Annotated in this window: 29 protein-coding genes; 14 read left to right on the top strand and 15 right to left on the bottom strand. The window is 72.6% G+C overall.

Going from position 1 to position 25,874, the window contains the following annotated elements:
- Nucleotides 1-4: 4 nt before the first annotated feature.
- On the bottom strand, nucleotides 5-550 hold the full coding sequence (locus ABH931_RS00300) for an RNA polymerase sigma factor (protein ID WP_370108635.1): 546 nt from the start codon (nucleotides 548-550) through the stop codon (nucleotides 5-7).
- 337 nt (nucleotides 551-887) lie between these two features.
- Nucleotides 888-1,310 (bottom strand): MarR family winged helix-turn-helix transcriptional regulator, encoded by a 423-nt coding sequence (locus ABH931_RS00295; protein ID WP_370108634.1) that lies wholly within the window; start codon nucleotides 1,308-1,310, stop codon nucleotides 888-890.
- A gap of 164 nt (nucleotides 1,311-1,474) precedes the next feature.
- On the opposite strand from ABH931_RS00295, the gene eno reads away from it, so the two are divergent.
- Nucleotides 1,475-2,800, top strand: a complete 1,326-nt coding sequence (eno, locus tag ABH931_RS00290; RefSeq protein ID WP_370108633.1) for a phosphopyruvate hydratase — start codon at nucleotides 1,475-1,477, stop codon at nucleotides 2,798-2,800.
- A gap of 55 nt (nucleotides 2,801-2,855) precedes the next feature.
- On the opposite strand, the gene ABH931_RS00285 is transcribed toward eno, so the two are convergent.
- Nucleotides 2,856-4,052, bottom strand: coding sequence for a hypothetical protein (locus tag ABH931_RS00285; protein WP_370108631.1), 1,197 nt, complete (start codon nucleotides 4,050-4,052; stop codon nucleotides 2,856-2,858).
- A 162-nt stretch (nucleotides 4,053-4,214) separates the two neighbouring features.
- Here ABH931_RS00285 and ABH931_RS00280 point away from each other — a divergent pair, with 162 nt between their 5' ends.
- The 3 genes from ABH931_RS00280 (at nucleotide 4,215) to ABH931_RS00270 (ending at nucleotide 6,491) form a co-directional block, all read left to right on the top strand.
- Nucleotides 4,215-4,991 carry a hypothetical protein gene (locus tag ABH931_RS00280; protein ID WP_370108630.1) on the top strand — a complete coding sequence of 259 codons (777 nt, stop codon included), beginning with the start codon at nucleotides 4,215-4,217 and terminating at the stop codon, nucleotides 4,989-4,991.
- A 123-nt stretch (nucleotides 4,992-5,114) separates the two neighbouring features.
- A complete protein-coding gene (locus tag ABH931_RS00275) occupies nucleotides 5,115-5,933 on the top strand; it encodes a hypothetical protein (RefSeq protein ID WP_370108628.1) in 819 nt (272 codons plus the stop codon).
- Nucleotides 5,934-6,026: 93 nt separating this feature from the next.
- Nucleotides 6,027-6,491 (top strand): phage tail protein, encoded by a 465-nt coding sequence (locus tag ABH931_RS00270; RefSeq protein WP_370108626.1) that lies wholly within the window; start codon nucleotides 6,027-6,029, stop codon nucleotides 6,489-6,491.
- 27 nt (nucleotides 6,492-6,518) lie between these two features.
- Here the strand turns inward: ABH931_RS00270 and ABH931_RS00265 are convergent, their stop codons facing one another.
- Nucleotides 6,519-6,878, bottom strand: coding sequence for a VOC family protein (locus ABH931_RS00265; protein ID WP_370108624.1), 360 nt, complete (start codon nucleotides 6,876-6,878; stop codon nucleotides 6,519-6,521).
- 584 nt (nucleotides 6,879-7,462) lie between these two features.
- On the opposite strand from ABH931_RS00265, the gene ABH931_RS00260 reads away from it, so the two are divergent.
- Entirely contained in the window at nucleotides 7,463-8,020 is a 558-nt protein-coding gene (locus tag ABH931_RS00260) for a hypothetical protein (RefSeq protein ID WP_370108623.1), read from the top strand.
- A 68-nt stretch (nucleotides 8,021-8,088) separates the two neighbouring features.
- Here the strand turns inward: ABH931_RS00260 and ABH931_RS00255 are convergent, their stop codons facing one another.
- The 10 genes from ABH931_RS00255 to speB all read right to left on the bottom strand — a co-directional run bounded on the left by ABH931_RS00255 (nucleotide 8,089) and on the right by speB (nucleotide 16,505).
- On the bottom strand, nucleotides 8,089-8,436 hold the full coding sequence (locus ABH931_RS00255; RefSeq protein ID WP_370108621.1) for a VOC family protein: 348 nt from the start codon (nucleotides 8,434-8,436) through the stop codon (nucleotides 8,089-8,091).
- A 167-nt stretch (nucleotides 8,437-8,603) separates the two neighbouring features.
- Nucleotides 8,604-9,356: an MBL fold metallo-hydrolase gene (locus ABH931_RS00250; protein ID WP_370108619.1), complete on the bottom strand. Its 753-nt coding sequence runs from the start codon at nucleotides 9,354-9,356 to the stop codon at nucleotides 8,604-8,606.
- Nucleotides 9,357-9,447: 91 nt separating this feature from the next.
- On the bottom strand, nucleotides 9,448-10,113 hold the full coding sequence (locus ABH931_RS00245; protein WP_370108617.1) for a pyridoxamine 5'-phosphate oxidase family protein: 666 nt from the start codon (nucleotides 10,111-10,113) through the stop codon (nucleotides 9,448-9,450).
- A gap of 106 nt (nucleotides 10,114-10,219) precedes the next feature.
- A complete protein-coding gene (locus ABH931_RS00240) occupies nucleotides 10,220-10,852 on the bottom strand; it encodes a glyoxalase (RefSeq protein WP_370108615.1) in 633 nt (210 codons plus the stop codon).
- 98 nt (nucleotides 10,853-10,950) lie between these two features.
- Nucleotides 10,951-12,987, bottom strand: coding sequence for an Ig-like domain-containing protein (locus tag ABH931_RS00235; protein ID WP_370108613.1), 2,037 nt, complete (start codon nucleotides 12,985-12,987; stop codon nucleotides 10,951-10,953).
- A 102-nt stretch (nucleotides 12,988-13,089) separates the two neighbouring features.
- Nucleotides 13,090-13,311, bottom strand: a complete 222-nt coding sequence (locus ABH931_RS00230; RefSeq protein ID WP_370109439.1) for a tyrosine-protein phosphatase — start codon at nucleotides 13,309-13,311, stop codon at nucleotides 13,090-13,092.
- The gene (locus ABH931_RS00225) at nucleotides 13,308-13,916 is read right to left on the bottom strand and encodes an antibiotic biosynthesis monooxygenase (RefSeq protein ID WP_370108611.1); all 609 of its coding nucleotides are present in this window, start codon (nucleotides 13,914-13,916) and stop codon (nucleotides 13,308-13,310) included. The genes ABH931_RS00230 and ABH931_RS00225 overlap by 4 nt, the downstream gene beginning before the upstream one ends.
- A 202-nt stretch (nucleotides 13,917-14,118) precedes the next feature.
- Nucleotides 14,119-14,817: a TetR/AcrR family transcriptional regulator gene (locus tag ABH931_RS00220; protein WP_370108609.1), complete on the bottom strand. Its 699-nt coding sequence runs from the start codon at nucleotides 14,815-14,817 to the stop codon at nucleotides 14,119-14,121.
- Nucleotides 14,818-14,872: 55 nt separating this feature from the next.
- Entirely contained in the window at nucleotides 14,873-15,532 is a 660-nt protein-coding gene (locus ABH931_RS00215; protein ID WP_370109437.1) for a class I SAM-dependent methyltransferase, read from the bottom strand.
- A gap of 25 nt (nucleotides 15,533-15,557) precedes the next feature.
- Complete coding sequence (gene speB / locus ABH931_RS00210; RefSeq protein ID WP_370108607.1) at nucleotides 15,558-16,505, bottom strand: agmatinase; 948 nt, start codon at nucleotides 16,503-16,505, stop codon at nucleotides 15,558-15,560.
- 289 nt (nucleotides 16,506-16,794) lie between these two features.
- Between speB and ABH931_RS00205 the strand changes: the two genes are divergently transcribed.
- The 9 genes from ABH931_RS00205 to ABH931_RS00165 all read left to right on the top strand — a co-directional run bounded on the left by ABH931_RS00205 (nucleotide 16,795) and on the right by ABH931_RS00165 (nucleotide 24,363).
- Entirely contained in the window at nucleotides 16,795-17,307 is a 513-nt protein-coding gene (locus tag ABH931_RS00205) for a PucR family transcriptional regulator (RefSeq protein ID WP_370108605.1), read from the top strand.
- 53 nt (nucleotides 17,308-17,360) lie between these two features.
- Nucleotides 17,361-17,813, top strand: coding sequence for a hypothetical protein (locus tag ABH931_RS00200; RefSeq protein ID WP_370108604.1), 453 nt, complete (start codon nucleotides 17,361-17,363; stop codon nucleotides 17,811-17,813).
- The gene (locus ABH931_RS00195) at nucleotides 17,810-18,142 is read left to right on the top strand and encodes a transcriptional regulator (protein WP_370108602.1); all 333 of its coding nucleotides are present in this window, start codon (nucleotides 17,810-17,812) and stop codon (nucleotides 18,140-18,142) included. The genes ABH931_RS00200 and ABH931_RS00195 overlap by 4 nt, the downstream gene beginning before the upstream one ends.
- Nucleotides 18,143-18,605: 463 nt before the next feature.
- The gene (locus ABH931_RS00190; RefSeq protein ID WP_370108600.1) at nucleotides 18,606-19,646 is read left to right on the top strand and encodes an ABC transporter substrate-binding protein; all 1,041 of its coding nucleotides are present in this window, start codon (nucleotides 18,606-18,608) and stop codon (nucleotides 19,644-19,646) included.
- Between the two features lie 4 nt (nucleotides 19,647-19,650).
- A complete protein-coding gene (locus tag ABH931_RS00185; protein WP_370108599.1) occupies nucleotides 19,651-20,463 on the top strand; it encodes an ABC transporter ATP-binding protein in 813 nt (270 codons plus the stop codon).
- Nucleotides 20,460-21,473 carry an ABC transporter permease subunit gene (locus ABH931_RS00180; RefSeq protein WP_370108597.1) on the top strand — a complete coding sequence of 338 codons (1,014 nt, stop codon included), beginning with the start codon at nucleotides 20,460-20,462 and terminating at the stop codon, nucleotides 21,471-21,473. Before ABH931_RS00185 ends, ABH931_RS00180 begins: the two co-directional genes overlap by 4 nt.
- A gap of 11 nt (nucleotides 21,474-21,484) precedes the next feature.
- On the top strand, nucleotides 21,485-22,849 hold the full coding sequence (locus ABH931_RS00175; protein WP_370108595.1) for an LLM class flavin-dependent oxidoreductase: 1,365 nt from the start codon (nucleotides 21,485-21,487) through the stop codon (nucleotides 22,847-22,849).
- Nucleotides 22,850-22,860: 11 nt separating this feature from the next.
- Complete coding sequence (locus ABH931_RS00170; RefSeq protein WP_370108593.1) at nucleotides 22,861-23,760, top strand: TauD/TfdA dioxygenase family protein; 900 nt, start codon at nucleotides 22,861-22,863, stop codon at nucleotides 23,758-23,760.
- 69 nt (nucleotides 23,761-23,829) lie between these two features.
- Nucleotides 23,830-24,363 carry an N-acetyltransferase family protein gene (locus tag ABH931_RS00165; RefSeq protein ID WP_370108591.1) on the top strand — a complete coding sequence of 178 codons (534 nt, stop codon included), beginning with the start codon at nucleotides 23,830-23,832 and terminating at the stop codon, nucleotides 24,361-24,363.
- A 56-nt stretch (nucleotides 24,364-24,419) separates the two neighbouring features.
- Here ABH931_RS00165 and ABH931_RS00160 read toward each other — a convergent pair whose 3' ends face one another.
- Nucleotides 24,420-25,796, bottom strand: a complete 1,377-nt coding sequence (locus ABH931_RS00160; RefSeq protein WP_370108590.1) for a dipeptidase — start codon at nucleotides 25,794-25,796, stop codon at nucleotides 24,420-24,422.
- Nucleotides 25,797-25,874: the final 78 nt, after the last annotated feature.

Below are 25,874 nucleotides of genomic sequence, written 5' to 3'. Positions count from 1 at the left end.
GCCTTCAGACGCTGTCGGTGAGGCGGTCGCGCATGAAGCGGCGCGCCTGGTGGATACGGTCCTTGACGGTGCCCAGGGGAGCGTCGAGGGTCTCGGCGACCTGGAGGTAGGTCAGGTCGCCGAGATCGCGCAGCACGAACGACTCCACCAGCGCCGGGTGCTGATGCTCCAGTGCGGTCAGCGCTTCCATCAGGTCGATCCGGGTGCCCGCGATGACGCTGGTCGTCCGGGGGTCCACGTCCTCGGGCAGGACCGCGTGGCTGTCCTCGGCGCGGCGGCGCATCGAACGGTAGGTGGACCTGGCGGCGTTGGACGCGATCACCGTGACCCAGCCGAGGAACGAGCCGCGCCCGCCGAACTCGTGCAGATGCCGGCTGACGGACAGCAGCGCGTCCTGGGCGGCCTCCTCCGCGTCGGCGTGATGGGGCAGGAACTTGGCACAGCGCCGCATGACCAACGGCCGCAGCTTGGCCAGTAGGTGCTCCAATGACCCCTGGTCACCTGACTGGGCAGCTGCCACCAGCTGCGTCAGCTCGCTCTCGTCGAGCACCTTCGACCCCGTTCCCGTCCGCGCCGGAGTGCCGCGCCCCCCGCGACTCCGGCAGAATGCTGCCACATGCGGAAGCCGGGTCGTTAGCCGCTGGTGGACCGGCCGGCCCGGGTGGCGTCGCCGGTGTCCAGGGAGACGCGCTGCCGACCTGGACGGACGGCTTCACCGCGCTGCCGACCCTGTTCGTCACGCCGACCAACTGGCCACCGGCTACAAGCAGGTGAGCGTCGCAGGCTCCTGCGCGGCCGTCTGGACCTGCGATCGCCAGTGGATGGCCGCCGTCGTCGCCTTCGCCTGAGCGGATCCGTCGGCTCCGGGTGAGCGTGGCCGGATGGCGTCAGCGGGCGGCGAGGCGCTCCAGGAGGGCGGTGCTGTGGGCCAGCAGGGTGCGTTCCTCGTCGGTGAGTTCGGCCTCGATGGCCTGGGCGAGCCAGCCGGCGCGGCGGCTGCGTTCGGCCTCGAGTGCGGCCCGGCCCGCGTCCGAGAGTTCGACGAGGGACTTGCGGCCGTCCGTGGGGTGCGCGCGGCGGGTGATCAGGTCCTGGTCCATGAGCAGTCCGACCGCCCGGGCCATCGACTGGGGGCGCACGCGCTGGTCCGCGGCGAGGTCGCTGGTGGTCATCGCGCCGTTGCGGTCGAGGGCGCCGAGGACGGCGGCCTGGCCCAGGGGGATGCGGTCCTCGTCTTTGACGCGTCGGGTGAGCTTACCCATCGCCGTGCGCAGTTCGGCCGCGATGGCGGCGGCTTCCGGGGTGGACATAAGGCACCTTACCCCGCGCTGGCCGGCCGAGCCGTCCGCGTGACCTGCACAGCAAAGCTGTACAGCAGAACTGAGCAGCATTGCTGTATTGTTTTGACTGTCGGGCCCAGCGCCAGCGTCGTCGCAGCCGGGCCGGCGGAACCCAACAACGGGGAGGAACTCCCATGTCCGCACACGCAGTCGGGACCGTCAACGCCACCATCGAGTCCGTCCTCGCCCGTCAGATCATCGACAGCCGGGGCAATCCCACGGTCGAGGTCGACGTCGTCCTGGCGGACGGGTCGCTGGGGCGCGCGGCCGTCCCCTCCGGCGCGTCCACCGGAGCCAGGGAGGCCGTGGAGCTGCGTGACGGCGACGCCGCACGCTGGCACGGCAAGGGCGTCGACCGCGCGGTGGGCCTGGTCAACGGGGTGATCGCGGCGGCCGTGCGCGGCCGGGACGCGGTGGACCAGGCGGGTCTCGACGCCGCGCTGATCGCGCTCGACGGCACCGCCACCAAGTCCCGGCTCGGCGCCAACGCGATCCTCGGCGTCTCCCTCGCCACGGCCAAGGCCGCCGCCGCGGCCCACCGCCGGCCGCTCTACCGCTACCTCGGTGGTCCCGAGGCCTACCTCCTGCCGCTGCCGATGATGAACATCGTCAACGGCGGCGCCCACGCCGACAACCCGCTGGACTTCCAGGAGTTCATGATCGCGCCGGTCGGCGCCGAGACCTTCCTCGACGCCGTCCGGATGGGCAGCGAGGTCTTCCACACCCTGCGCCGCGACCTGCTCGCGGCCGGGCACTCCACGGGCGTCGGCGACGAGGGCGGCTTCGCGCCCGCGCTGCGCACCGCCGAGGAGGCGCTCGACTTCGTGACGGCCGCCATCGAGCGCACCGGCTACCGTCCCGGTGCGGACATCGGCCTGGTCATGGACCCGGCGTCGTCGGAGTTCTTCCACGACGGGGTCTACGACTACGTGGGCGAGGGGGTGCGCCGTACCCCCTCCGAGCACGCCGACTACCTGGCCAAGCTGATCGACGCCTACCCGGTCGTCTCCGTCGAGGACCCGATGGCCGAGAACGACCTGGACGGGTGGCGCGAGCTGACCGCCCGCGTCGGTGACCGCTGCCAGCTCACCGGCGACGACGTGTTCTGCACCAACGAGACCCTGCTGCGCGAGGGCATCCGCACCGGTGTGGGCAACTCGATTCTGGTCAAGGTCAACCAGATCGGCACCCTGACCGAGGCGCTGGCCGCGGTCACCACGGCCCACCAGGCCGGCTGGACGGCCGTCATGTCGCACCGCTCGGGCGAGACGGAGGACACCACCATCGCGGACCTGGCGGTGGCGACCGGCTGCGGCCAGATCAAGACCGGGTCGCTCTCGCGCTCCGACCGCACCGCGAAGTACAACCAGCTCATCCGGATCGAGGAGGAGCTGGGAGCCTCGGCGCGCTACGCGGGCCGCTCCGCGCTGCGCAGGTCCGACTCCCCGTCCCCCCGCTGACCGCGGTCACGGGGGGTCGGGGGACGGCCCCCGGGATCGAGAGGGCGGTCGGGAATCAGGTGGCCGAGCCCCAGGTGGGGCTTTCGGCGATGGCGGTCAGCTGGGCGATGCTGAGCACCGGGGTCGGGCGGGTGCGGGTGCCGTTGGGGCCGACGCTGTTGAGGGCGACGACCTCGACGATCGTGTGCCCGCGCAGCACCGCGACCCAGTACTGCTCGGTGCCCGCGTGGTCGCCGGGGACGCGCTTGACGCCGAGCCGGCCGCCGCCCGGCAGGGCCGTGGCGCTCGGGTACTGCTTGTGGAACCAGTTCCGCAGCCAGGTCGTCGACTGGGAGCTCAGGTCCGTGTTGTAGACGCTGCCGCGGCCCTTGGCGTCGCGCAGCACCATCGTGTTGCCCGGCGCGGGCCACATGCTGCCCGTGGTGCCGGAGATGGAGAAACCGGCCGGGATCAGCCGGTAGAAGACCGCGCCGATCCCGTCGGGTCCGAACGGTGTGTTGAGGTTGCTCGGCTGGGCGCCGGCCGCCGGGATGGCGGCGACCACCTTCTTCCACACCGGGTTGGTGGCGGCGGCCTCCAGCTGGGGGAGCGTCAGCGGAGGGTTGACGCGAGTCGCCGGCTGCTTGTCGTAGACGGAGTTGGACTCCTGCATCACGACCCGGCCGCCGCCCTTGAGCGCGTAGGTGGCGGTGAAGATCCGCTCCCAGCCGCCCTGGGGGTTGGGGAAGTCCTGCCGGGTCAGGTTGACCACGGCGCCGCCGGCCAGGCGCACCACCGTGCACTGGCGGTCGCGGCCCGACGGGCCCAGGGTCTTGCAGGTGAACGGCTCCAGGTGGGTGTCGGGCCGGTTCCAGCGGGTGACGTCCACCCAGATGCCGGCCGGGCCGTGCCCGTCGTCGTAGGTGACCCGGGCGGTCGGCTCGAACAGGCCGTTGCCGTAAGGGCTGGGCAGGCCCTTGCCGTTGACGCCCCGGCCGGTTCCGTCCGTGCTCCTGCCCTTCGCGGGCAGCACCTCGGTGAGCAGGCGGACCATCTGCTGGGCGCTGACGGAACCACCCGACACGCTGTGGGCCGCCGGGCGCGCGGCCGGCGGGGCGCCGGCTGCCGCGTCGGCCGCCGCGCTCGGCAGGACGGCGCCCGCGGCCGCGACGGCCAGCGTGACGGTGGCGGCCGCGGTGGCCCGGCGGCGGGTCCACCCGCGCAGGCGCCGTCGTGCGAACGGTCCGGTGGTGGTCATCGGATCAGGGGTCACGCTGCGTTCCTCCGTGGGTCGTCGGTCGGGTCCTTCACCGACTGACACGAACGACGGGCACGAAACGTTGGGGGACCCCCGCCCGCGCGGGTGATCACGACAGGCGTATAAAGACTCGCACGCGATCCCGTCATGGAGACGGGCCTTCGTCCTTGGAGCATCATGCGTACTCGCATAGCCGCCCCCGTCCTCGTGGGCGCCCTGGCGCTGGCGGCTCTCGCCGCGCCGACCGCGGCCGTCGCCGCGACCCCCGGGCCGGTCCTCACCCATGCGTCGTGGACCTCGAACGTTTTCGGTGTGTCAGGGAAGACCACCATGGGCGTGAACATCACCGCCTACGACGCCAAGGGCGTCCGCAGCATCCGTCTGGCCGCCTTCCCGCTCGCGCTGGTGGGGAGGACCGGCCTGCCGACCAAGGCCGATCTGCTGGAGGGGCCGGCCACCCCGGCCACGTCCACGACGGCCACCACCGAGACCGTCAAGCACGCCCAGGTGATCAGCTACCACCCGGGCGACCTGCCCCCGAACGCCTTCGCCGGTGAGTGGGGCGTGGCGGTCCTGGTCACCGCCAAGGACGGCCACACCACCTTCTACCAGGAGGCGACCACCTTCAGCTGGAAGCGGGCCGACCAGCTCGCCGTGGCCGCGAACGCGACCTCGGTCCACAAGGGCGGCGCGGTGACCCTCAAGGGCAAGCTCAACCGGGCCAACTGGGACCTCGGCACGTGGCAGGGCTACGGCTCCCAGTGGGTCAAGGTCCAGTTCCGCAAGGCCGGGACGGGCACCTGGGTCACCGAGCAGTGGGCCCGCACCGCGACCGACGGCTCCGTGCGCGTCAACCTGCGCGACTACGCCTCGGGCGCCTGGCGCCTGAGCTACGGCGGCAACGCCGCCAGCGCCGCCGCGACCTCCGGCGCCACCTCGGTCACGGTCAAGTGATCCCCGGCTGACCGCCGGTCGTACGTCCGCCCTGGGCCGCCCCGCGACGCGGGGCGGCCCAGGGCCGTTCGGGGCTGTTCCGGGCCGTGCGCGGTTGCTGGCGGCTGTGCGAGCATGACGCCGGTGTCGATGCTGATGATGAAGTTGCTGCTCGCGCCAGGGCTCGTGGTCGGGGCCTCACTGGCCGGGAGGCGGTGGGGTCCTTCGGTCGCCGGGCTGTTGGTCGCGCTGCCGATCGTGGCGGGGCCCATCCTCGCGATCACCTGTCTCGAGCGTGGGCGGGGGTTCGCCGCTCGTGCCGCGTCGTCGTCGTTGCTCGGGCTGGTCTCACTGGCGGTCTTCGCGGTGGTCTTCGTCCTGCTGTCGCGGGGCTCGCGCACGCGCAACTGGTGGGTCACGCTGGTTCTGGCATGGCTTGTCTGCCTGGCGGTGGACGCGGTCCTCGCGCAGGTGTCGGTGCCGCCGGTCGTCGCGCTCGGGCTCGCCCTGGTGGGGGCCGGCCTCGCCACGCGGGCCCTGGCCCGGATCGAGGGCAGGACGGCGGCCACCGGGACGGTCCCGGTGACGACGGCGCGAGTGGCCCCGTGGTGGGACCTGCCGGCGCGCGCCGCGGTGACGGCACTGCTCGTCACCGCGGTGACAACCGCGGCGGCACACCTCGGGCCGAACCTGACCGGCGTGCTCGCGCCCTTCCCGATCGCGACCAGCGTCGTCGCGGCGTTCGCCCTGGCGCAGGGCGGGACGCAGGCCGCCACCGCCACGCTGCGCGGGGTGCTGAGGGGGCTGTGGGGATTCGCGGCCTTCTGCTTCCTGGTGGCGGTCCTGGTCCAGCCGTTGGGCGCCGTGGCCGGGTTCGGCGTCGCCGTCGTCTGCACGCCGCTGCTGCAACTCGTCGTCAGCCGCCTCCGGCTGCCGGGCCGGACCGCCGCTGCGGCGGTGTGACGGCGCGGGGCGTGGCCGGTCGGGAAGGCGGGGCGGTGGATCGGCCGTTACCGTGGCCTGGGTGGATCGCCGCCAACAGGGTCAGGAGGACGCATGCCGTATGCCGTCGACTTCGTGAACGTGTCCACCGTCGGTCTGGAGTCGTCCCCGGTCGCGGAGGCGCTGGCCGGACTGCGGGCCAACGAGGCGCGCTACTACAAGAACAAGTTCGATCACGTGTTCACCGTCACCGAGGTGGCCGCGGCCCCAGAGACCCTCGCCTGGGTGAACCGGATCCTGGCCGAGGAGCGGGACATCGTCATCGCCTCTCGCCCGCTGGAGGTGACCTCCTTCGAGGTCGACGGCCTGCGGATGGCCTACGTGTTCTACGAGTCCGGCCTGTCGGTCAACGTCATGTACGGCATCGAGGACGGCAAGAAGCGCGCGGTCGGGTTCAAGCTCTCGGACGGCATGGAGGTGCCGGAGGAGCTGGTGGACCGCTTCAAGTTCGCGCGTCAGAAGTCCAAGCTGGCCGGGGTGATCCGCGGCTCGTTCTTCGTGATCAAGGGCGAGTACTGAGGCGTCCACCCGCGCCGTCGGCGTCGGTCAGGCGGAGGGTTCCCAGAGTTCGACGCGGTTCCCCTCGGGGTCGGTGACGTAGCCGAAGCGCCCGTAGGGCGTGTCGACGGCGGGTTCCTCGACCTGGGCGCCCGCCTCGCGGAGGGAGCCCAGGAGGGTGTCGAGGTCGCGGACCCGCAGGTTCAGCATGAACGACTGGTCGGGGCGGCCGAAGTAGTCGGTGTCGGCCGGGAAGGGCGCGAAGGCGGTGACGCCGGCCCCCGTGTGCCAGGGGCCGGACGGTGCGCCGACGGGCGGGATGCCGAGGTGCTGGTGGTACCAGGCGGCCAGGGCCTCGGGATCTTTCGCGCGGAAGAACAATCCGCCGATGCCGGTGACATGGGTCATGGCCGCCACGGTATGCCCGTCGCGGCCCGCGCGCCTCCGGCTCGGCCCGTGGCCCTGGCCGGGTGGCCGTTCCTGCCGGGGTCCGAGCGCGCCGAGGAGCGCGCGGCGCCGCGTCGGCGGGCACCCTCGCGACGCGCCGGCGGCTACCTGCACGAGAGCCTCCAGCTCACCCGGCTGTTCGGCGGCGCTCTGGCCCGGGCCGCCCGGCGGCCCGACGCGTGGCGACGGGCGCCGGCCGCGAGGCTGTCGACCCTGCGGACCCTCTTCGCCCGCCATCTCGGTCACGGCGGTTTCCTCCCGGTCTGCCGGAGGCGGCCCTCGCCGAGGCGGCCCCGGCGCAGCGGGTCTCCGTCAACCCCGGCCGCCACTGCTTCCCCGCGGAGCCGCCCGCGGCCCGTCTGCGCGTCGCCATCGCCGCGGTTCCCGAGGCTGCCGACCGCGTCGAGGCCGTCACCCGCCTCGCCGCTGCGGCGTCCGCGATCCGGGGCGCCGGTTCCCGACCTCTCGTCCATGGTGGGGGACCGCCTGGAACGGGCAGATACCGGCATGGAACATCGGCGCTCCACCGTGCGATGGAGGATGGCATGGATCTCACCAAACTCGGCACCCGCTCCCGGGTGTTGGCCGTCATCGGGCTGTTGGCCCTCATCGACAGCTTCCTGCCGTGGTACTCGGTCTCCGAGAAGTCGGTGTACCCGGGGGTGACCTACGGATTCGCGTCCAGCGGCAACGCCTGGGGCGTCGGCATCGGCGGCTGGTTGCCGATGCTGATGCTGCTGGCGATCGGCGTGCTGGTCGCGTTGCCCGCGTTCGGACGGCAGGTCGATCTGCGCGGCGGTTGGGCCGCGTTCGGCGGGGTGGCGCTGGTCGCCACGGTCATCGTGCTGCTGCGCTGGCTGACCTACCCCTCGGTGCCCGCCGCGGACGACCCGTTCATCAGCGCCGGCGCGGACTTCGGCACCTATCTGGCCGTCCTGCTCGGCCTCGGCGCGGTGGCGGTGGGCTACCTGGGCTTCACCGCCGAGGGCGGCAGACTGGAGACCATCGGCGCCGCGTTCAAGGGTCCACAGGCGCCCGGGCAGACACCCGGCCCGGTGCCCGGCCAGGCGCCTGAGCAGGGGCAGGGGCCGGCCCAGCCCTGATCTCCCGTCCACAGCCGAGGGCCCGCGCCGGCAGACCGGCGCGGGCCCGACCGCTGGACGCGGGGCGCCTACTTCTTGAAGAAGAAGACCAGCCGGTAGCCGTCCGGGTCGAGCAGGGAGAACTCGGTCCCGCCGCCGGACCGCTTGGCCGGCTCGCTCTCGGGCTTGTGCCCGGCGTCGAGCAGGCCCTGGTGGGCCTCCTCGATGTTCTCGACCTTGAGGTGGACCGTCGGGCCGCTGGGCGCCTCGACGGGGCCCTCCGCGGCCGTGAAGGTGATCCAGAACCAGTTGACGTAGCACGTGGCCTGTTCGGCGTCGCGCTTGCCGATCCGGAAGCCGAGGCTCTCGTAGAAGGCGACGGTGCGGTCGAGGTCGGCGACCTGGCAGGTGAGGCCGGAGACGCTGCTGAGCTTCAAGGTGGTTCCCTTCGGGGTTCACGGTTCCGTGCTCGGGTGACTCCATGACACCCGTCCCGGCCGCCCGCGACGAGGCCTCTGGGACACCGCGGGACAGCCGGAACGGCCGTGGTCAGCGCGGACCCGGCACGAAAGGGCTTCCTCGGCCCGGGACGGCGGCCGCGCCGCTACGACGCGTCGGAGCCCTGCGACCCGCCGTTCTTCGCCGCGTCGGCGAGGTAGCCGCGCACGCGCTCGCGGGCGTTCTCGCCGACGTGCGGGCCGTGCGTGAACGCGGCGACCGAGTAGTCCAGTTCGCCCAGCACGTGCGCGGTGCGCCGGTTCAGCGCGATGTCCGTGCAGAAGGCGCGGACCCCGAAGCTGAACTTGCGGACGTTCCAGATCGAGTCGCCGGTGATCAGCACGCCGGTGTCCTCGTGCAACAGCGAGACGTGCCCGGGGGTGTGGCCGGGGGTGTGCACGACTCTCAGCCCGCCGGCCACCGGCAGCACGTCACCGTCGGCGAACTCCTCGCCGACGACCACCGCGGGGAAGTCCTTGCCCGGCTTGGACATCCGGGTCAGCAACCGCCCCATGAGCGTGGTCTGGTCCCGTGGCGGGGCCTGGCCGATGCGGGCGAAGGGCGCGTCGATCGCGCTGATCGCCACGCCGTCCAGGCCCGCCTCGGTCACCAGGTTGGCGGCGTTGCCGGCGTGGTCGCCGTGCGCGTGCGTGAGCACGATGCGCTGGACGTCCTGCACCGACTTGCCCATGGCCGCGAGACCGGCCGCGGTGCGGGCGGCCGAGCTCTTGACCCCGGTGTCGACCAGGGTCACCCGGCCGTCGTCCTCGACGAGGGCGTAGATGTTGACGAAGTCGAACGGTGCCGCCGGGATGCGCCAGATGTTCCCGGCGATCTCGTACGCAGCTTCCTTGCTCATGTTCTCTCCACCCCAGGACGGACTTTGACGATGAGACAGACAGCCCGTAGTCCAGCAGAGCCGGGTGATCCCCGCCAACGGTTTGCCGGCGTCAGCCGTCCTGGCGGAAGCGGTGGGTGGCGGGGTCGTAGGCGGGGGCGGTGAACCGGGTACCGGTGATGGTGTCGGGGACCGGCGGGCCGGGGGCGGGGGTGAACGGGATGAAGCCCGCCCAGGCCTCGACCGCGTCGTCCTTGGGCTCGTCACGGGCGAAGCCCTCGCGCACCTTCATCGAGAACTCCTCGATGGGCATCGTCAGCACCGCCGTGTAGTGGGCCTCCTCGACGCTGGGCCGACGGGCGGCGTTCGGGCCGTCCAGGCGACCCGGCACGACGCTCTCGACGATGCGCCCGAGCATGTCGGCCCGCTGCCGCTCGTCCTCGACGGGCGCGGCCCGGCCGAAGATCATGACGGACCGGTAGGCGGCCGAGTGGTGCGAGGCCGCCCGTCCCAGGATGAGCCCGTCGATCAGTGTCGCGGTGACGCACAGAGGCGCTCCCGCGGCGGCGGTGGTCATGAACCGGCCGAACGCGGAGCCGTGCAGCAGCAGCTCGTCGCCCTCCCGCATGTGCAGGGTCGGGATGACCACGGGGCCGTCGTCGGTGGCGAAGCCGACGTGGACCGCCAGCGCCTCGTCGAGGATGGCGTAGGCGGCGTCACGGTCGTAGGTGACCCGCTCGGGGTAGCGCTGGGCGGTCGTGCGCGGGGTGGGTGACATGGAGCCAGGGTAGGAAAGCAGATCGGCACAAATCCGTTGAAACGCCGACAGAACCCGCCCGGATGCCCGGCTGCACCTACCTGGTCGCGCCCGCCCGAGTGCGCCGTCAGGCTGCGGCGGACGCCGGAACAGCGGTCTCCCAGGCGTAGCCGTCGGGGTCGGTGAAGGCGGCGGTGGTACCGCCGATGGCGAGCCGGTGCGAGCCGGTGCCCTCGGGCGCGACGCCCGCGTCCTTGGCCAGGGCGCGGCGACGGTACAGGCCGAGCTTGACCGTGCTGTCCGCGTCCGCGGCGAACTCGGCGTACATGCGGCCGAAGCTCTTGGCCACGGTCAGCCCGTGCTCGACGTAGAAGCGCTTGCTGGCGGCCATGTCCGCGACGCCGAGCAGCAGGACCAGCTGGTCGAACTCCTTGGTGGCGGGACCGGTGTTCTTCTTCGCGGAGGTCGCGATCTTCCAGATCGTGCCGTCCGGCGCCTGCAGTGTGCCGCCGTAGCCCCACAGGGACTTCGTCGCGGGCTTGAGCGCCGTGGCGCCCGCGGCGAGGGCGGCACCGAAGAGGAGGTCGACGTCGGCCGGCTGGGCCACGACCAGCGACAGCGTGAAGCCGCGGAAGCCGGAACTGGGCGCCTCGGCCGCCCGTACGCGCAGGCGCGCGTCCAGGCCGAAGGCCTCGGCGTAGAAGCGGCGCGCGGCCTCGGGGTCGGCCACGTCGAGGGTGAGGGATGCGATGGAGGTCATGTCTTCAAACTAGGTCCGGCGTGGCCCGTGCCGCTTCTCGAAAACTGCTCGCCTCGCGCGGCGGCGGTCCGGTCCGCCGCCGTGCGAGGCCGGGGTGGTCAGTTCGTGATCGCGAAGAACTGCCAGGCGCCGGGGGTGCTCGCGTTGGACGGGTCCGTGCGGGCCGCCAGGTAGGCGGCGTCGATCCGGTAGAGGCCCGTCGGCATGGTGCGGACCACCGTGATCGAGGCCGTCCCGGCGGCGTTGATCTTGATGCACGGCGTTGCGCCCAGGTTGTGCCAGGCTCCGCCGTCGTAGCGCTCCAGGTCGAAGACCATGCACTGGCCGGGCTTCTTCGGGGTGACCGAGGCGGTCAGCACCGGCTTCGCGGAGTGGTGGTAGTCGCGGACCCAGATGCTGCCGTACCTGACGGAACGGTAGTAGCCCTTCAGTGCCTCCGCCAGGCTCACCCGGTCCGCGATCTGCCGGGTGGCCGTCGCCGGTGCGTAGCGGTCGTCGCCCGCGAAGACGGCGGTCAACGTGGTGGTGCGCCAGGCGCGGTAGCGGGCGGTCAGGTCGCCCCGGGCGTCCACGGTGCCGGTCGCCACCAGGGTGCGGGCGCCGCCGTAGGGCTGGGCGTAGAGCGAGACGGTGCGGCCGGTGGGGGTCGTGCCGAGGTGCGCGGTGACCGTGGCCCAGCCGCCGTAGGCGTAGGCCGCGGCGTCGGTCGTCACCGTGAGCGTCGTCGACAGGCGGTTGACCTGCACCGTCGCGGACGTGGTCGTCGGCTTGTGCGCGGCGTCGCCCGCGTACTGGGCCGTGTAGGTCGCCGCACCGGCGACCGGCGGGGTGTCCGTGAACGAGAAGGAGCCGTCCGCGGCGACAGGAACGGTCGCCACCGTGGTCCCGGCCGGGCTCGCGGCGTCGGAGCGGGTGACGGTGACGGTGGTGCCGGGCGCGAGCGCGGCACCGGAGCCGAGGGTGCCGTGCGCGGTGAGGGCCTGGCCGAGCGTGTCCTGGGCCGGCGCCGACAGCGCGATCGCGGTCGCCGCGACCTCCGGGGAGTCGAGTGCCCCCAGCGTCCCGGCGTCGCCCGAGGCGTCCAGGACGAGGGTGAAGATCCGGCTTCCGTCCGGGTCCCAGGCCACACCCTCGCCGGAGAGCGCGCCCGCGGTGACGGAGGAGGGGAACGCGTAGGTGTTCAACGGGTGGGAGGCGCCGGGTGCGAAGACGAACAGGTCCACGCCGGGCACCTGGCCGGCGGCGGTCGGCGCGGGGCCGGCGAACGCGACGGTTCCGTCAGGCGCCAGCCAGACGCTCGTCAGGGCTCCGTTCACGACCGGGGACAGGTACCGGCCGACGGAGGTGAGGTCGCTCGTGCGCAGCACGTCTCCGTCGGCGAGCACGATCTGCCGCCCGTCCGCGCTGACCGCGAGGGCCGCGCTCCGCCCCCTCGGGGCGCCCACGTCCGGCACGGAGGCCGCGGCGGTCGGCTGGTAGGGCAGGGTGCCGTTGGAGACGTCGTAGACGCCGATGTTCGGCGCGCCCGCCGTGGCCGGGGCCCCGGCCACGACCAGCACGCCGGGCGCCGCCGGGTTGACGCTCAGCAGGTCGGCCGGGACGGTGGTCGGGGTGAAGACGTTGCCCATCGACGGCGTGCTGGGGTCGTAGACGCCGATGCCCGTCTTCCAGCCCGCCGAGGTCAGCAGACCGGCGTTGAACCAGAGCTTGCCGCCGATCTGCACCATGCTGGTCCGGCCCGGCTCGGTCATGCCGGTGTTCCTCGTCCCGGTCGGGGCGAACGAGGTGGTGTCGACCGTGACGATCTGGGTGTACGGAACCGTGTCCGCCGGGTTCAGGTTGCCGTTGAGCGCCACGTACAGGGCGCCGCTGTCGGGCGACAGCGCCATGGCCCCCGCGCCGGGCTCCGCGACGGTGGCCACCAGGGTCCCGGAGAAGTCGGTGACGTAGACGTTCGCGCCGTCACTGAGGAAGACGTGCCGGTGGACCTGGTCGACCACCATGGCTTGCAGCTTTGCGGCCGTCAACGGCAGCGTCGCCGCGGTGCTGGCCCCGGCGACCGGCGCCGCCGCCATGCCGACGAGGCCGGCGACGGTGGCGACGGCCGCCGTTTCGAGCAGTGTTCTCGTTCGCACGAGGAGATCCCCCTTGGATGCTGTGTGGTACCCGTGTCGCACGGTAGTCCACAAGATCCACTTGAGGGGGGATCAATTATCTTTTGCCGAACGTCCGATGGCTCAGCCGACGAGCAGCTCCGCCTTGAGCCAGCGAAGGTCGCCGTCGGAGAGACCGAGGCCCTGGTGCAGGTAGGCGTCGAAGGAGCCGTACTTGGCGGTGACCTCGCTTCGGCCCGCGTCCAGGTAGGACTGGTCGACGACCAGCAGCGGCTTGTAGACCGCCTGGTAGGAGGCGGACGGTCGTTCCCGTCCGGGCCTCCACGGTCTGTCGTCGCGAGTCAGTCGCGGCGGTCCAGCAGGACCACCTCGAACTCCTCCAGGGCGATGACGTTCATGGGCACGTCCGAGGTTGCCCGCGCCCGGGCGGCGGACTGCGCGCCCCGGGACGCGACGAGGGCGTCCCGGGTGGCCCACAGGGTCCCGACCGAGCCCATGCCGGTGCGCCGGTCGGCGAGGAGGGAGCCGCCTGCGAAGCCCGGCGTCCCCTCGAAGGAGGGCAGCCCCACCGTCCGGAACAGCTCGGCCATCCGGTCCAGCTTGTCCGGCGGGATCTGGAAGCGGCCGAGCCGGAAGCCCGCGCCCGCCTCGACCTGCGGGTTCGGCGTGAAGGCCAGGACCTCGAAGGTCATGATCGAGAGGGATGACGCGAAGGGCGCGAGGAGCTCGGCGCGTCGTTGCTGCAGGTGCTGGTTGCTGGCGGCGGAGTCCTCCAGGGTCTCCCACCAGCTGCCCATCGCGATCTTGCCGAGCTCACGGTCGGCGAAGAGCCCGTAGCCCCGGTAGCCCGGCTGGTCGGAGAGCAGCTTGACGGCCTCCACCAGCAGCCCGTCCAGGGCTTGGTCGATCTTTCCCGGATCGCCCGTCACGTAGGTGGTGCGTACGTGCATGACCGGCCCCCATTCCTGTCGTGTCTGGGTTCCTGCCTCCGACGCTCCTCCGGTGGCGGGGGCGGTGCAAGCGGGGCCGCCTCCGGCGGGGAGAGGGGAGGGGATGGAGAGGGGCGAAGAGGGATCCGGTGGCGGGGGCGGTGCAAGCGGGGCCGCCTCCGGCGGGGAGGGGACGCCGCGACGGCGCCGCCTCCGGCAGGGGCTATCGCTTGGAGGCGAGGTGGGCGGTGAGGCCGTCGAGGAGGGCGTGGAGGCCGAAGGCGAAGGTGTGGTCCGGGGCGGAGCCGTAGTCCGCGCCGTGGGTGGCGGCGTCCGGGGCGTCGAGGCGGGCCCGTAGGCGCGGGTACCGGGAGGCGACCTCGCGGGCCCGGGCCATGCCCTCCGCGAGCTGGGCCTGCGAGTCCGCGCCGTCGCGGGCGAGCTTCCGGGACAGCGCGGCTGCGGCCGCAGGGCCGAGAGCGTTGCCGAGGACGAAGGTCAGCACCGCCGCCGCGGCCTGGTCCGCCTCGGCGGGCGTGAAGCCCGCGCCCTCGTACAGGCCGAGGATGTGGTCGTCGTGCCGGGCCTTGCCGGGCCCGAACATCAGGTGCGCGCCGAAGGCCTGGACGAGCCAGGGGTGCCGGGCCAGCATCCCGTGCACGCCGACGGCCGTCGCCTCGGCCGCCTCGCGCCAGCCGTCCGGCCCGGGAGCGGCGTCCGGCAGCGTCAGTTCGGCCCAGACCCGGTCGCCGGCGAGGGAGATCAGGTTGTCCTTGCTGCCGACGTGCCAGTAGACCGCGGTCGCCGCCGAGCCGAGGCGCTTGCCCAGGGCACGCATGTTGAGGCCCTCCAGCCCCTCCTCGTCGAGGAGGGCGATGGCGGCCCGGACGATCTGGTCCCGGGTGAGGGTGTCGCGCGGCATGGCGCCCACGATAGGACATGCCGCGCGAGAACTTGCACAAGAACTTGCACAAGGTTCAAGTCACGCGCTTCGCCGCGAGCAACTGGAGCTCCCGGAACGGTCTGCGGTCCGTCGGCTTCGGTTCGACGAGCACCCGGGCCGTCTCGTCCAACCCGGCCTCGCGCAGCAGCGCCGACAGGTGGTCCGGCGACCAGCGGTGGGCCGTGGCAACAGAGTGGTCGAAGGACTGCGTGGGGGCGGCCGCGTCGGCGTCGGTGGCGTAGCAGCTGATCAGCAGGTGCCCGCCAGGGGCCAGCACCCGGGCGAACTCCGCCAGTACGGAGCGGAGATCGCGCGGCGGGAGGTGGATGACCGAGAACCGCGCCAGGATGCCGCCGAGCCCGCCGTCCGGGAGGTCGAGCGCGGCCATCGAACCCACCTCGAACCGCAGCTCCGGGTAGGCGACGCGGGCCAGCGCGATCATCGCGGGCGAGGTGTCGACGCCGAACGCGCGCAGTCCGAGCCCGTGCAGATGGGCGGTGACGTACCCGGGGCCGCAGCCCAGATCGCCGACCTCCCCGTTCCCGCCCAGGCGGACCAGCTCCGCGAACGCGCCCAGCAAGGCGCGCTCCAACGGGCGTTCGCGCAGGGAGTCGTGGAACTGTTGGGCGTAGCGCTCGGCCACGGCCTCATAGGCGGGGGCGTCGCAGGAGGGGGAGTCGGCGTGGGTCACCAGGGGACCGTAGCCGACTCCCCGGCCGCTACTGTCGGTTCCTGGCCAGGACCGAGAGCAGCTCGTAGGCGACGTGCGCTGCCGCGATGCCCGTCAGCTCCGCGTGGTCGTAGGCCGGGGCGACCTCGACGATGTCCGCGCCCACGATGTCCAGCCCGACCAGGCCCCGCAGCGTGTGCAGCAGTTCGCGGCTGGTCAGGCCACCGGCCTCGGGCGTGCCGGTGCCCGGGGCGTGGGCCGGGTCGAGGACGTCGATGTCGATGGAGACGTAGACGGGGCCCTCGCCCAGGCGGCGCCGCATCCGTTCGACGACCGAGGCGACGGTCGCGTCCTGGTAGTCGTCCGCGTGGACCACCTGGAAGCCGAGGACGCCGTCCTCGCGCAGGTCCTCGCGCGAGTAGAGCGGGCCGCGGATGCCGACGTGGAGGCAGCGCTCCTGGTCGAGCAGACCCTCCTCCGACGCGCGGCGGAACGGCGTCCCATGGGTGGTCGGCTCGCCGAAGTAGGTGTCCCAGGTGTCGAGGTGGGCATCGAAGTGGACGACCGCGACCGGGCCGTGCTCGGCCGCGACCGCGCGCAGCAGCGGCAGGGCGATGGTGTGGTCGCCGCCGATGGTCAGCAGTTTGGTGCCGCCCGCGCCGAGCTCCCGCGCGGCCAGCTCCACCGTCTTCATCGCCTCGGTGATGTCGAACGGGTTCACCGCGATGTCGCCCGCGTCGGCGACCTGCTGGGCCGCGAACGGGGAGACGTCCAGCGCCGGGTGGTACGGGCGCAGCAGCTTGGAGGAGGCACGCACGTGGGCGGGGCCGAATCGGGCGCCGGGGCGGTAGCTGACGCCGCTGTCGAACGGGACGCCGACGACGGCGACGTCGACGTGGTCGACCTCGTCGGTGCGGGGCAGTCGCGCGAACGTGGCGGGGCCGGCGTAGCGGGGGACGCGGGTGGCGTCGATCGGGCCGATGGGCTGGTCGCTCATCGTGCCTCCTCCTGGCCTCACCAGCGACACGGTCCGCACGGTCGCCCTGGACCCCTCCCCGCCGGCAGCCGCTTCCCTCGCGCCAGGGGCGGGCGTGACGGGCGAGGGTGAGCCTTGGGCCGAGGGCCCGGGGGCTGCCGCGGGCGCGCGGGGCGGGGTTGCGTCCGCGCCGGGCGTGGACGCCGGGAGCGGGGGCTCGGGCGGGGCAAGGGGACAGGTGGGGCGGGGTGGGAGCGACAGCGCGGCTGAGTTGGCTGCGGATCTCGCGCTGGCTGTGCCCGGAGGGCTCGTGCGGGTGAGGGACGGGCTGGTGGAGGGGGTGGTCGGGGACGAGGTGGATCTGCGCGACGTGCTGGCGCGCTTCGCGCCCGGGGCGGCCGCGGGGATCGGGCCGGCGGTGCCGCCGGAGGCCGCCGGGGGGTCGCTGCGGCAGGCCCGCGCCCTCGTCGCGGTCAGCCGCGCCCTGGGACACCCCGTCGAGGCACGCGAGGCGCGCTCCGCGCGCCTGCTGCTGGAGTTCGGCGACCGCCGCGCACTGCGCGGCTACGCCGACTCCGTGCTGGGCCCCCTGGACGCCGCCGACCCGGGAGGGGAACTGGTGCGCACCCTGGCCACCTGGCTGGACACCGGCGGCTCCTGGGACGAGACCTCCCGCCGCCTCGCGGTCCACCGGCACACCGTCCGCAACCGGGTGGACAAGGCCATGCGCCTGACCAGCCGCAGCCTCGACGACGGGGACGACCGCTTCGATCTCTGGCTGGCCACCCGCATCCGCCAGGGCATGCGGACGCCCGGATCCTGACCTGATGCAAAGAAAGTACTTTCCTTTTGGAAACTGAATGCTAGCCTTCGAGCATGGCAGCTGAGTTGATTCCCGAAGAGGCCCTGCGGATCGCCGCCGAAACGCGCCGTTCCGCCGCGCCCCCACGTGTCCCCGCCTGGTTCCCGCCCTACGCCGGGGGTACCTTCGCACTGGCCATGGCCGCGATCGGAGTGTCCAACCTGAGCGGGGGCGACCACGGCGCCGCCCAGGTGTTCGGGATCGCCGGGATCGTCCTGGTGGTCGCCCATCTGGCCATGTACGTGGCCCTGGTGCGCCGTTGGCGTCGCGGTGGTCTCGTCCCGCTCGGGGAGACCCCGACGACGCAGTTCCGGCGGCGCGCGTCCCGCTGGTTCCTGATCGCGGCCCTCGGGGTCGGCGGGGTCTGCTTCCTGCTCGGCAGCTCGGGTTGGGGGATCATCACTTTCGGTCTGATCGCCGGTGCCGAGAACTGGTACCGGCTCGTCGGATGGACCCGCCCGGAATGAGAAAAGCCGACCAGCCCCCGCTCCCGGACGAGACGTTCGGCACCCTGCCCAAGCTCAAACTGGCCGCCTTCCTGGCCGGTTGCGGCGAGGCGGACTTCGCCACCGTCTCCGAGTCCTGTCAGATCGCCGCACCCACCCTGTCCAAGGCGGCCGTCGCCCTGGAGGAGGCCGGCTACGTCCGCGTCCGCAAGGGCCACGTCGGGCGCCGTCCCCGCACCTGGCTCTCGCTGACGGTCAAGGGCCGCCGCGCCTTCGAGGACCACCTCGCCGCACTGTCCGCGCTCACGGCGCAGGGCCGTGCGCACCAGGCCGACGAGGAGACTTCGTAGTCCGTGTACGGGCTGTGATGCTGTCTCCCGACGGACCGGTGCTGATCGACTTCGGGATCGCCCGGGCCATGGACGGCAGCGCGACCTCTGCGCCGACAGCGGTGACGCTCACCGACATCACACGCGATCTGATCAGTTCTCTGAATTGACGTATTGACGTACCGAGTGAATTCCTGTCAGGATTTCGTCCATGAGCCAGTCCGCGAATTTCGCGCTGCGCCGTCACGTCGATCTCCGGCGCGACGCCAGCGCCCTCTGTGCCGCCGGTCGGTGAACCGATCCGGCCGCTAGTCGATCCTGGCTGAGCTGGCTTTTCGTTCGCCGCGCACGTGTGTCCCGTGCGCGGCTTTTCTTGTTTTCCGGGCCGCCGATCATTGCACGGTGTTGCGTCGGATTACATTCCTGTTTCCCGTCGTGAATTTCTGCCTGCCCGCATTCCCGCCCAGTGAAGGGGTTCTTTGCCATGCCTGCCTCCGTCACCTCCGCCTCCAGACGCCGGTTTCTCGCCCTCCTTGGCGGCTCCGCCGCCGCTGTCACGCTGGCCGGGTGCGGCGCCGCCGCCGCGGCGGGGTCGGGGGGTGGCGGGCAGACGAAGAAGCTGCGCTACCAGGGCTGGGCCGGGCAGGTGCTCTTGCCCGAACTGGCGCAGGATCTGGGCTACTTCGGCGACGTGACGCTGGACTGGGTGGGCGACACCATCAGCGGTCCGCAGGACATCCAGTCCGCTGCCACCGGGCAGGTCGACTTCGGCGGCGCGTTCAACGGCGCGGTGGTCAAGCTGGCGGCGCAGCACGCGCCCGTGAAGGCCGTGATCAGCTACTACGGCGTCGACCGCTACTCCTACAACGGCTTCTACGTCCGCCAGGACAGTCCGATCCGCTCCGGACGGGACCTGATCGGCGCCAAGGTCGGCGTCAACACCCTGGGTGCGCACGACGAGGCGATGCTCGACATCTACCTCAAGCGCCAGGGGCTGAGCCCCGCCGAGATCGCGCAGGTCGAGCCGGTGGTGCTGCCGCCGGTCAGTACCGAGCAGGCGTTGCGGCAGAAGCAGATCGAGGTCGCCGTCCTCGGCGGCGTGCTGCGCGACAAGGCCCTGGCGACGGGTGGCATCCGGCCGCTGTTCACCGACTACCAGTTGCTCGGCGCGTTCAGCGCCGGCACCTACGTGATGACCGAGCGGTTCCTGCGCCAGAACCCGGACACCGCAAGGACGTTCGTGACCGGCACGGCCATGGCCATCGAGTGGGCCCGGACCACCCCGCGCGAGCAGGTGGTGGCGCGGATGACCGACATCGTCCACAAGCGCGGACGCAACGAGAACGCGACCCCGCTGAAGTACTTCCAGTCCTTCGGCGTCGCCGAGACCGGCGGCCGGATCACCGACGCCGAGTTCCAGCTCTGGCTCGACTGGCTCGCCGGCCGTGGCACCGTCCCGAAGGGCAGCGTCACCGCGGCCTCGCTCTACACCAACCAGTACAACGCCTACCGGTCGGGGAGTTGACGGCATGACGGCCAAGATCGCGTTCGAGGGTGTCGGCAAGGTCTTCCCCGGGCGGGGCGGCGCGGCCGATCTCCTCGCCCTGGACGGGGTGGACCTGGAGATCGCGGCCGGGGAGTTCCTGGTCGTGGTGGGGCCGAGCGGCTGCGGCAAGTCCACCCTGCTGGACCTGCTCGGCGGGCTGACCCGCCCGTCCAGCGGACGCGTCCTGCTGGACGGCGCGCCGGTGACCGGTCCCGGACTGGACCGGGGCATCGTCTTCCAGCAGTACGCGCTGCTGCCGTGGCGCACGGCGCGCGGCAACGTCGAGTTCGGTCTGGAGGCCACGGGCGTCCCGCGTCGCGAACGGGCCGTGAAGGCCCGGGAGTTCCTGGAGCTGGTGGGCCTGGCCGGGTTCGAGGACCGGCACCCGCACGAGCTCTCCGGCGGCATGCGGCAGCGCGTGGCGATCGCCCGCAGCCTCGCCTACGACCCCGACGTGCTGCTGATGGACGAGCCTTTCGCCGCGCTGGACGCGCAGACGCGCGAGACGCTCCAGGACGAGCTGCTGCGGATCTGGGAGCGCACGGGCAAGACGGTCGTCTTCATCACCCACGGCATCGACGAGGCCGTCCACCTGGGACAGCGCGTCGCAGTGCTGACCTCGCGGCCGGGCCGCGTCAAGCACGTCGTGCCGATCGCGCTGGGCGCGGGCCGCCACGAGGTGGACGACCTGCGCTCCAGCCCCGAGTTCGCCCGCCACCGGCACGAGATCTGGACTCTGCTGCGCGACGAGGTCGCGCTGGCCCAACGCCTGGAGAAGGAGAGGGCAGCCGCATGAGCATCACCACCTCGACCGACACCCGCCCCCAGGACGACCCGCCCGTACCGGCTCCGGCGGGAGCGGGAGTGGGAGCGCGAGAGAGGGCGCGAGAGGGGACGGTGGCGTCGGCCGCCCCGGACGAGCCGTCCGCCGAGCCGACCCCGCCGGAGGCGGGGGCGGGCGTCCAGGACGGGACGGGGAGTGCCGTGGTGTCTCCGGCCTCGGCCCCGACCGCAGCGCGGCCCTGGGGCGCGCGCTTCGGGCGGCTGCTGCTGCGGGTGGTGACCAAGTCCGTCGCGATCGTCGCGCTGCTGGTGCTGTGGGAGGTCGCGCCTCGGGCCGGGTTGGTCGACGCGACGTTCCTGCCGCCGTTCTCCGTCGTCATGGAGGACTGGTGGACCCTCGCTCTGAACGGGCAGCTCTGGGCCAACACCGAAGCCAGCCTCGTCCGTTCGCTGAGCGGCTTCGGCCTGGCCGTGCTGCTCGCCGTCCCGCTCGGACTGCTCATCGGGTGGTACCGCCCGCTCGCCGCGCTGCTCGGGCCGCTGCTGGAGCTGTTCCGCAACACCGCCGCGCTCGCGCTGCTGCCGGTGTTCATCCTGCTGCTCGGCATCGGCGAGACGTCGAAGATCGCCATCGTCCTCTACGCCTGCACCTGGCCGATCCTGCTCAACACCATCAGTGCGGTCCGCGAGGTCGACCCGACCCTGCTGCGGCTCGCCCGCTCGATGGACCTCTCCCCGCTGCGCCTGTTCCAGAAGGTCATCCTCCCGGCGGCCGTGCCGACGATCTTCACCGGCATCCGCCTCGCCGGGGCCATCTCGATCCTGGTGCTGGTCGCCGCCGAGATGGTCGGCGCCAAGGCGGGGCTGGGCTTCCTGATCAACTCCGCGCAGTTCAACTTCGCGATCCCGGACATGTACGCGGGGATCGTGACCATCGCCGTGATCGGCGTGCTCGTCAACCAGCTGCTCGTCGCCGCCGAACGCCGCCTCGGCGCCTGGCGCATCCCCGTCAACGCCGCCTGAGGAGAGACCCGATGACACCGCCCGCCGCACCCGAGGCCAAACGTCAACTGCATCTCAACGCCTTCCTGATGAACGCCGGCCACCACGACGCCGCCTGGCGGCACCCCCTCAGCCGACCCGAGCGCGCCACCGAACTCGGCTACTGGCGCGAGCTGGTGCGCACCGCCGAACGCGGCCGGCTGGACTCGGTCTTCCTGGCCGACGGGCTCGCCCTGTGGGGGCAGGTCCGCTACAACGCCCTCGGCGGCTTCGAGCCGCTGACGCTGCTCTCCGCCCTCGCCGGCGCGACCGAGCACGTGGGGCTGATCGCGACCGTCTCCACCACTTTCAACGAGCCCTTCCACACCGCCCGCGCCTTCGCCTCCCTGGACCACCTGAGCGGCGGTCGGGCCGGGTGGAACATCGTCACCTCGGGCTCCGTCAACGAGGCCCGCAACTTCAACCGCGAGGAGCACCTCGCCCATGCGCTGCGCTACGAGCGCGCGACGGAGTTCGTCGAGGTGGTCACCAAGCTCTGGGACAGCTGGGAGGACGACGCCCGGCTGGTCGACCGCGAGCGCGGCCACTACGCCGACGTCGAGAAGGTCCGTGCGATCGACCACGCCGGGGAGTGGTTCCAGGTCCAGGGCCCGCTCAACGTGCCGCGTTCGCCCCAGGGCTATCCGCTGCTGGTACAGGCCGGCTCCTCGGAGGACGGCAAGGAGTTCGCCGCCCGCCACGCCGAGGCCGTCTTCACCGCACAGCAGACGCTCGCGGACGGGCAGGCCTTCTACGCCGACCTCAAGGGCCGGCTCGCCCGCCACGGGCGGAGCGAGGACGCACTGCTCGTGCTGCCGGGCATCTGCCCGGTCATCGGCGGCACCGAGGCCGAGGCCCAGGCGCTGCTGGAGGAGCTCACCGAGCTCCAGGTGCCGGAGTACGGGCTGGCGCAGCTCTCCGGCATGGTCGGTGTCGATCTGACCGGCCTTCCGTTGGACGGGCCGCTGCCGGAGCTGCCCGAGGAGAGCGACATCAACGGCAACAAGAGTCGCTTCGCGCTCGTCGCGGAGCTGGCCCGGCGTGAGGGACTGACGCTGCGGCAGCTCATCGCCCGCCTCGGCGGCGGCCGGGGCCACCGCGTCTACGCGGGTACGCCCGAGCAGATCGCCGACCAGCTCCAGCACTGGTTCGAGCAGGGCGCGGCCGACGGCTTCAACATCATGCCGCCGATCCTGCCGACCGGCCTCGCCGACTTCGTCGACCAGGTCGTCCCGATCCTGCAGAACCGGGGGCTGTTCCGCACCGAGTACACCGGCAGCACCCTGCGCGATCACTACGGCCTGCCGCGTCCCGCCAACCAGTTCACCCACCCGCGTACCGCCGTCACCGCCGTCTGAGAGGAACCACCATGTCCACCAGCACCGGATTCGACGTCCGCCGCATCGGCGGCCGGATCGGGGCCGAGATCCTCGGCGTCGACCTGACCCGGGAGCTCGACCCCGCGCTCGTCGGCGAGCTCAACACCGCCCTGCTCGACCACAAGGCGCTGGTCTTCCGCGACCAGCACCTCGACGACGCGGGCCAGCTGCGCTTCGCCTCGCTCTTCGGCGAGTTGACCACCGCGCACCCGACCGTCCCCGCGGCGGACGGGCAGCCCAACGTCCTTCCCGTCGACGGTGAGGCCGGCCAGCGTGCCAACCGCTGGCACACCGACGTCACCTTCGTCCGCACCCCACCCAAGGCGTCGACGCTGCGCAGCATCGTCGTCCCGCCCTACGGCGGCAACACGCTGATCGCGAACTCCCAGGCCGCCTACGAGGACCTGCCGGAGCCGCTGCGCGCCTTCGCCGACCGGGCCTGGGCCGTCCACACCAACGACTACGACTACGCCGTCCCGCGCGACGACCGCGCGGCCGAGCGGCGCAAGCAGTTCACCTCCCGGAAGTACCGCACCGCCCACCCCGTCGTCCGGGTGCACCCGGAGACCGGCCGGCGCGGCCTCTTCGTCGGCGGCTTCGCCCGGACCCTGCTCGGCTTCGACAGCGAGCAGTCGCAGGAGCTGTTGCGCCTGCTTCAGTCCTACGTGACCCGGCCCGAGAACGTCGTCCGCATCGCCTGGAACCCGGGCGACGTGGTGCTCTTCGACAACCGCGCCACCCAGCACTACGCCCCGGACGACTACGGGGACCTGCCGCGCCTGCTGCACCGCGTCACCGTCGCCGGTGACGTGCCGGTCGGCGTGGACGGGCAGCACAGCTACGTCGTCGAGGGCGACGAGGCCGCGCACTACACCCCGGCGGTGGCCTGACCGTACCCGTACGTACCCGTACCCGTCCCTGTCCCCGTCTGCGATGCGGCCGCGGCTAGGCTCGCGGACATGGACGCCGCCGCTGACCTCACCGTTCTCGCGCTTGACGAGCTGCCCGCCTCCTGGGCCGACGCCGCGCACCGGCTCCTCGCGGAGCTGGTGCGCGGTGGCGCTGCCTTGGGCTGGGTCGAGCCGCCCTCGCGCGAGGAGGTGAGCGCGCTGCTCGCCGGCGTCACGGCGGACGTCCGGGCGGGTGACGCCGCGCTGCGCGTGGCCGTCCTCGACGGGCGGTTGGTCGGCCTCGGCTACTGGACCCGCTACTCCCGGCCGACGCACCGGCCGCACGCCGACCTGGAGAAGGTCGCGGTCGACCCCGCCACGCAGGGGCGCGGCGTGGGCCGGGCGCTGGTGACCGCGCTGGTCGCGGACGCCCGCGCGGCCGGCGTCGAGGTGCTGACCCTCGACGCCCGCGGCGACAACGCGAACGCCCTGCACCTGTACCGCAGCCTCGGGTTCACCGAGTACGGCCGGCTCCCCGACTTCGTGGCCGTCGGCGAACGGCGCTACGACAAGGTCTTCTGCATGGTCGACCTGCGCGGTTGAGGCCGCGCCGTTGAGGCCGCGCGGTTGAGGCCGCGCGGCGCCCGGCAAGGCCGCGACTACCGCTTGGCGTAGGTGCGCAGGAAGATCGCCTCGGCGAGGGAGAGCCGCTCCAGCTCCTGTGGCGAGACGGACTCGTTCGGCGCGTGGATCTGCGCCTCGGGCTCGCTGAGGCCGATCAGCAGGATCTCCGCCTCCGGGTAGAGCGTCGCGAGCGTGTTGCACAGCGGGATGCTGCCGCCCTGGCCGGCGACCTGCATCTGCTCGCCCGGGTAGGCCACCGCCATGGCCGCGGCCATCGCGGCGTACGCCGGGCTGGAGGTGTCCGCGCGGAAGGCCTGGCCCTGGCCGCGCGGGGTGATCTCGACCTGCGCGCCCCAGGGCGCGGCCGCCGTCAGGTGCGCGGCGAGCGCCTCCTCGGCGCGGGCGGCGTCGAGGCCCGGCGGGACGCGGAGCGAGACCAGCGCCGTGGCGGCGGACTGGACCGAGGGGGTGGCGCCGACGACCGCGGGGCAGTCGATGCCGAGGACGGTCACCGCCGGGCGGGCCCAGAGGCGGTCCGCGACGGTGCCGGTGCCGATCAGGCCGACGCCGTCCAGCACCTTCGCGTCGGAACGGAAGGACGACTCCTCGTACTGCAGGCCGTCCCACTGCTGCTCGGCCTCCGCCTCCAGACCGTGCACGACGGTGCGGCCGGTCTCGTCGCGCAGCGAGTCCAGCATGCGGATCAGTGCGGCCAGCGCGTCCGGCGCGGCGCCGCCGAACTGGCCGGAGTGCAGGTTGCCGCCGAGGGTGCGCACGGCGACCTCGACCATGCTCATGCCGCGCAGCGTCGCGGTGACGGTCGGCAGACCGACGCGGAAGTTGCCGGTGTCGCCGATGACGATGGCGTCCGCCGTCAGCAGCTCCGGGTGGGCCTCGGCGTAGCGCTCCAGGCCGCCGGTGCCCTGCTCCTCCGAGCCCTCGGCGATCACCTTGACGGTCACCGGAACACCGCCGTTCGCCTTGAGCGCGCGCAGCGCGGTCAGGTGCATCAGCAGACCGCCCTTGCAGTCGGCCGCACCGCGCCCGTACCAGCGGCCGTCGCGCTCGGTGAGCTCGAAGGGCGGGGAGACCCAGGCCGCCTCGTCCAGCGGCGGCTGCACGTCGTAGTGCGCGTACAGTAGCACCGTCGGCGCGCCCTCCGGGCCGGGCAGCAGGCCGTAGACGGACTGCGTCCCGTCGGGGGTGTCCAGCAGCGCCACGTCGGTGAAGCCCTCCGCGCCCAGCGCGTCCGCGACCCACCGGGCCGCCTTCTCGCACTCGCTGACAGGGAACTGCCGCGGGTCGGCGACGGACGCGAACGCGACCAGCTCGGCCAGCTCGTCCTTCGCCCGCGGCATCAGCCCGGCGACGGCCTCGGCCAGCTGCGCGGAAGACGTGGGGGACTGCGACATGCGAGCGCTCCTTGTGGGTGCGGACGGCGATCCGCGGGGTGGGACCGGTGTTACCAGCCCCACCTTACGATCCGTCCG

The organism is Streptacidiphilus sp. MAP12-33 (genome assembly GCF_041261265.1).
Lineage (GTDB): Bacteria > Actinomycetota > Actinomycetes > Streptomycetales > Streptomycetaceae > Streptacidiphilus.
Note: the sequence above shows the minus strand (reverse complement) of the source record. Positions and strands in the feature narration are given on the sequence as shown.

What these genes read in the sequence shown, in the direction of transcription:
- ABH931_RS00295 (WP_370108634.1), bottom strand. Translation starts at nt 1,310, where the DNA reads ATGTCCACCCCGGAAGCCGCCGCCATCGCGGCCGAACTGCGCACGGCG.
- eno (WP_370108633.1), top strand. Translation starts at nt 1,475, where the DNA reads ATGTCCGCACACGCAGTCGGGACCGTCAACGCCACCATCGAGTCCGTC.
- ABH931_RS00280 (WP_370108630.1), top strand. Translation starts at nt 4,215, where the DNA reads ATGCGTACTCGCATAGCCGCCCCCGTCCTCGTGGGCGCCCTGGCGCTG.
- ABH931_RS00270 (WP_370108626.1), top strand. Translation starts at nt 6,027, where the DNA reads ATGCCGTATGCCGTCGACTTCGTGAACGTGTCCACCGTCGGTCTGGAG.
- ABH931_RS00265 (WP_370108624.1), bottom strand. Translation starts at nt 6,878, where the DNA reads ATGACCCATGTCACCGGCATCGGCGGATTGTTCTTCCGCGCGAAAGAT.
- ABH931_RS00260 (WP_370108623.1), top strand. Translation starts at nt 7,463, where the DNA reads ATGGATCTCACCAAACTCGGCACCCGCTCCCGGGTGTTGGCCGTCATC.
- ABH931_RS00250 (WP_370108619.1), bottom strand. Translation starts at nt 9,356, where the DNA reads ATGAGCAAGGAAGCTGCGTACGAGATCGCCGGGAACATCTGGCGCATC.
- ABH931_RS00245 (WP_370108617.1), bottom strand. Translation starts at nt 10,113, where the DNA reads ATGTCACCCACCCCGCGCACGACCGCCCAGCGCTACCCCGAGCGGGTC.
- ABH931_RS00240 (WP_370108615.1), bottom strand. Translation starts at nt 10,852, where the DNA reads ATGACCTCCATCGCATCCCTCACCCTCGACGTGGCCGACCCCGAGGCC.
- ABH931_RS00225 (WP_370108611.1), bottom strand. Translation starts at nt 13,916, where the DNA reads ATGCACGTACGCACCACCTACGTGACGGGCGATCCGGGAAAGATCGAC.
- ABH931_RS00220 (WP_370108609.1), bottom strand. Translation starts at nt 14,817, where the DNA reads ATGCCGCGCGACACCCTCACCCGGGACCAGATCGTCCGGGCCGCCATC.
- speB (WP_370108607.1), bottom strand. Translation starts at nt 16,505, where the DNA reads ATGAGCGACCAGCCCATCGGCCCGATCGACGCCACCCGCGTCCCCCGC.
- ABH931_RS00200 (WP_370108604.1), top strand. Translation starts at nt 17,361, where the DNA reads ATGGCAGCTGAGTTGATTCCCGAAGAGGCCCTGCGGATCGCCGCCGAA.
- ABH931_RS00195 (WP_370108602.1), top strand. Translation starts at nt 17,810, where the DNA reads ATGAGAAAAGCCGACCAGCCCCCGCTCCCGGACGAGACGTTCGGCACC.
- ABH931_RS00190 (WP_370108600.1), top strand. Translation starts at nt 18,606, where the DNA reads ATGCCTGCCTCCGTCACCTCCGCCTCCAGACGCCGGTTTCTCGCCCTC.
- ABH931_RS00185 (WP_370108599.1), top strand. Translation starts at nt 19,651, where the DNA reads ATGACGGCCAAGATCGCGTTCGAGGGTGTCGGCAAGGTCTTCCCCGGG.
- ABH931_RS00180 (WP_370108597.1), top strand. Translation starts at nt 20,460, where the DNA reads ATGAGCATCACCACCTCGACCGACACCCGCCCCCAGGACGACCCGCCC.
- ABH931_RS00175 (WP_370108595.1), top strand. Translation starts at nt 21,485, where the DNA reads ATGACACCGCCCGCCGCACCCGAGGCCAAACGTCAACTGCATCTCAAC.
- ABH931_RS00170 (WP_370108593.1), top strand. Translation starts at nt 22,861, where the DNA reads ATGTCCACCAGCACCGGATTCGACGTCCGCCGCATCGGCGGCCGGATC.
- ABH931_RS00165 (WP_370108591.1), top strand. Translation starts at nt 23,830, where the DNA reads ATGGACGCCGCCGCTGACCTCACCGTTCTCGCGCTTGACGAGCTGCCC.
- ABH931_RS00160 (WP_370108590.1), bottom strand. Translation starts at nt 25,796, where the DNA reads ATGTCGCAGTCCCCCACGTCTTCCGCGCAGCTGGCCGAGGCCGTCGCC.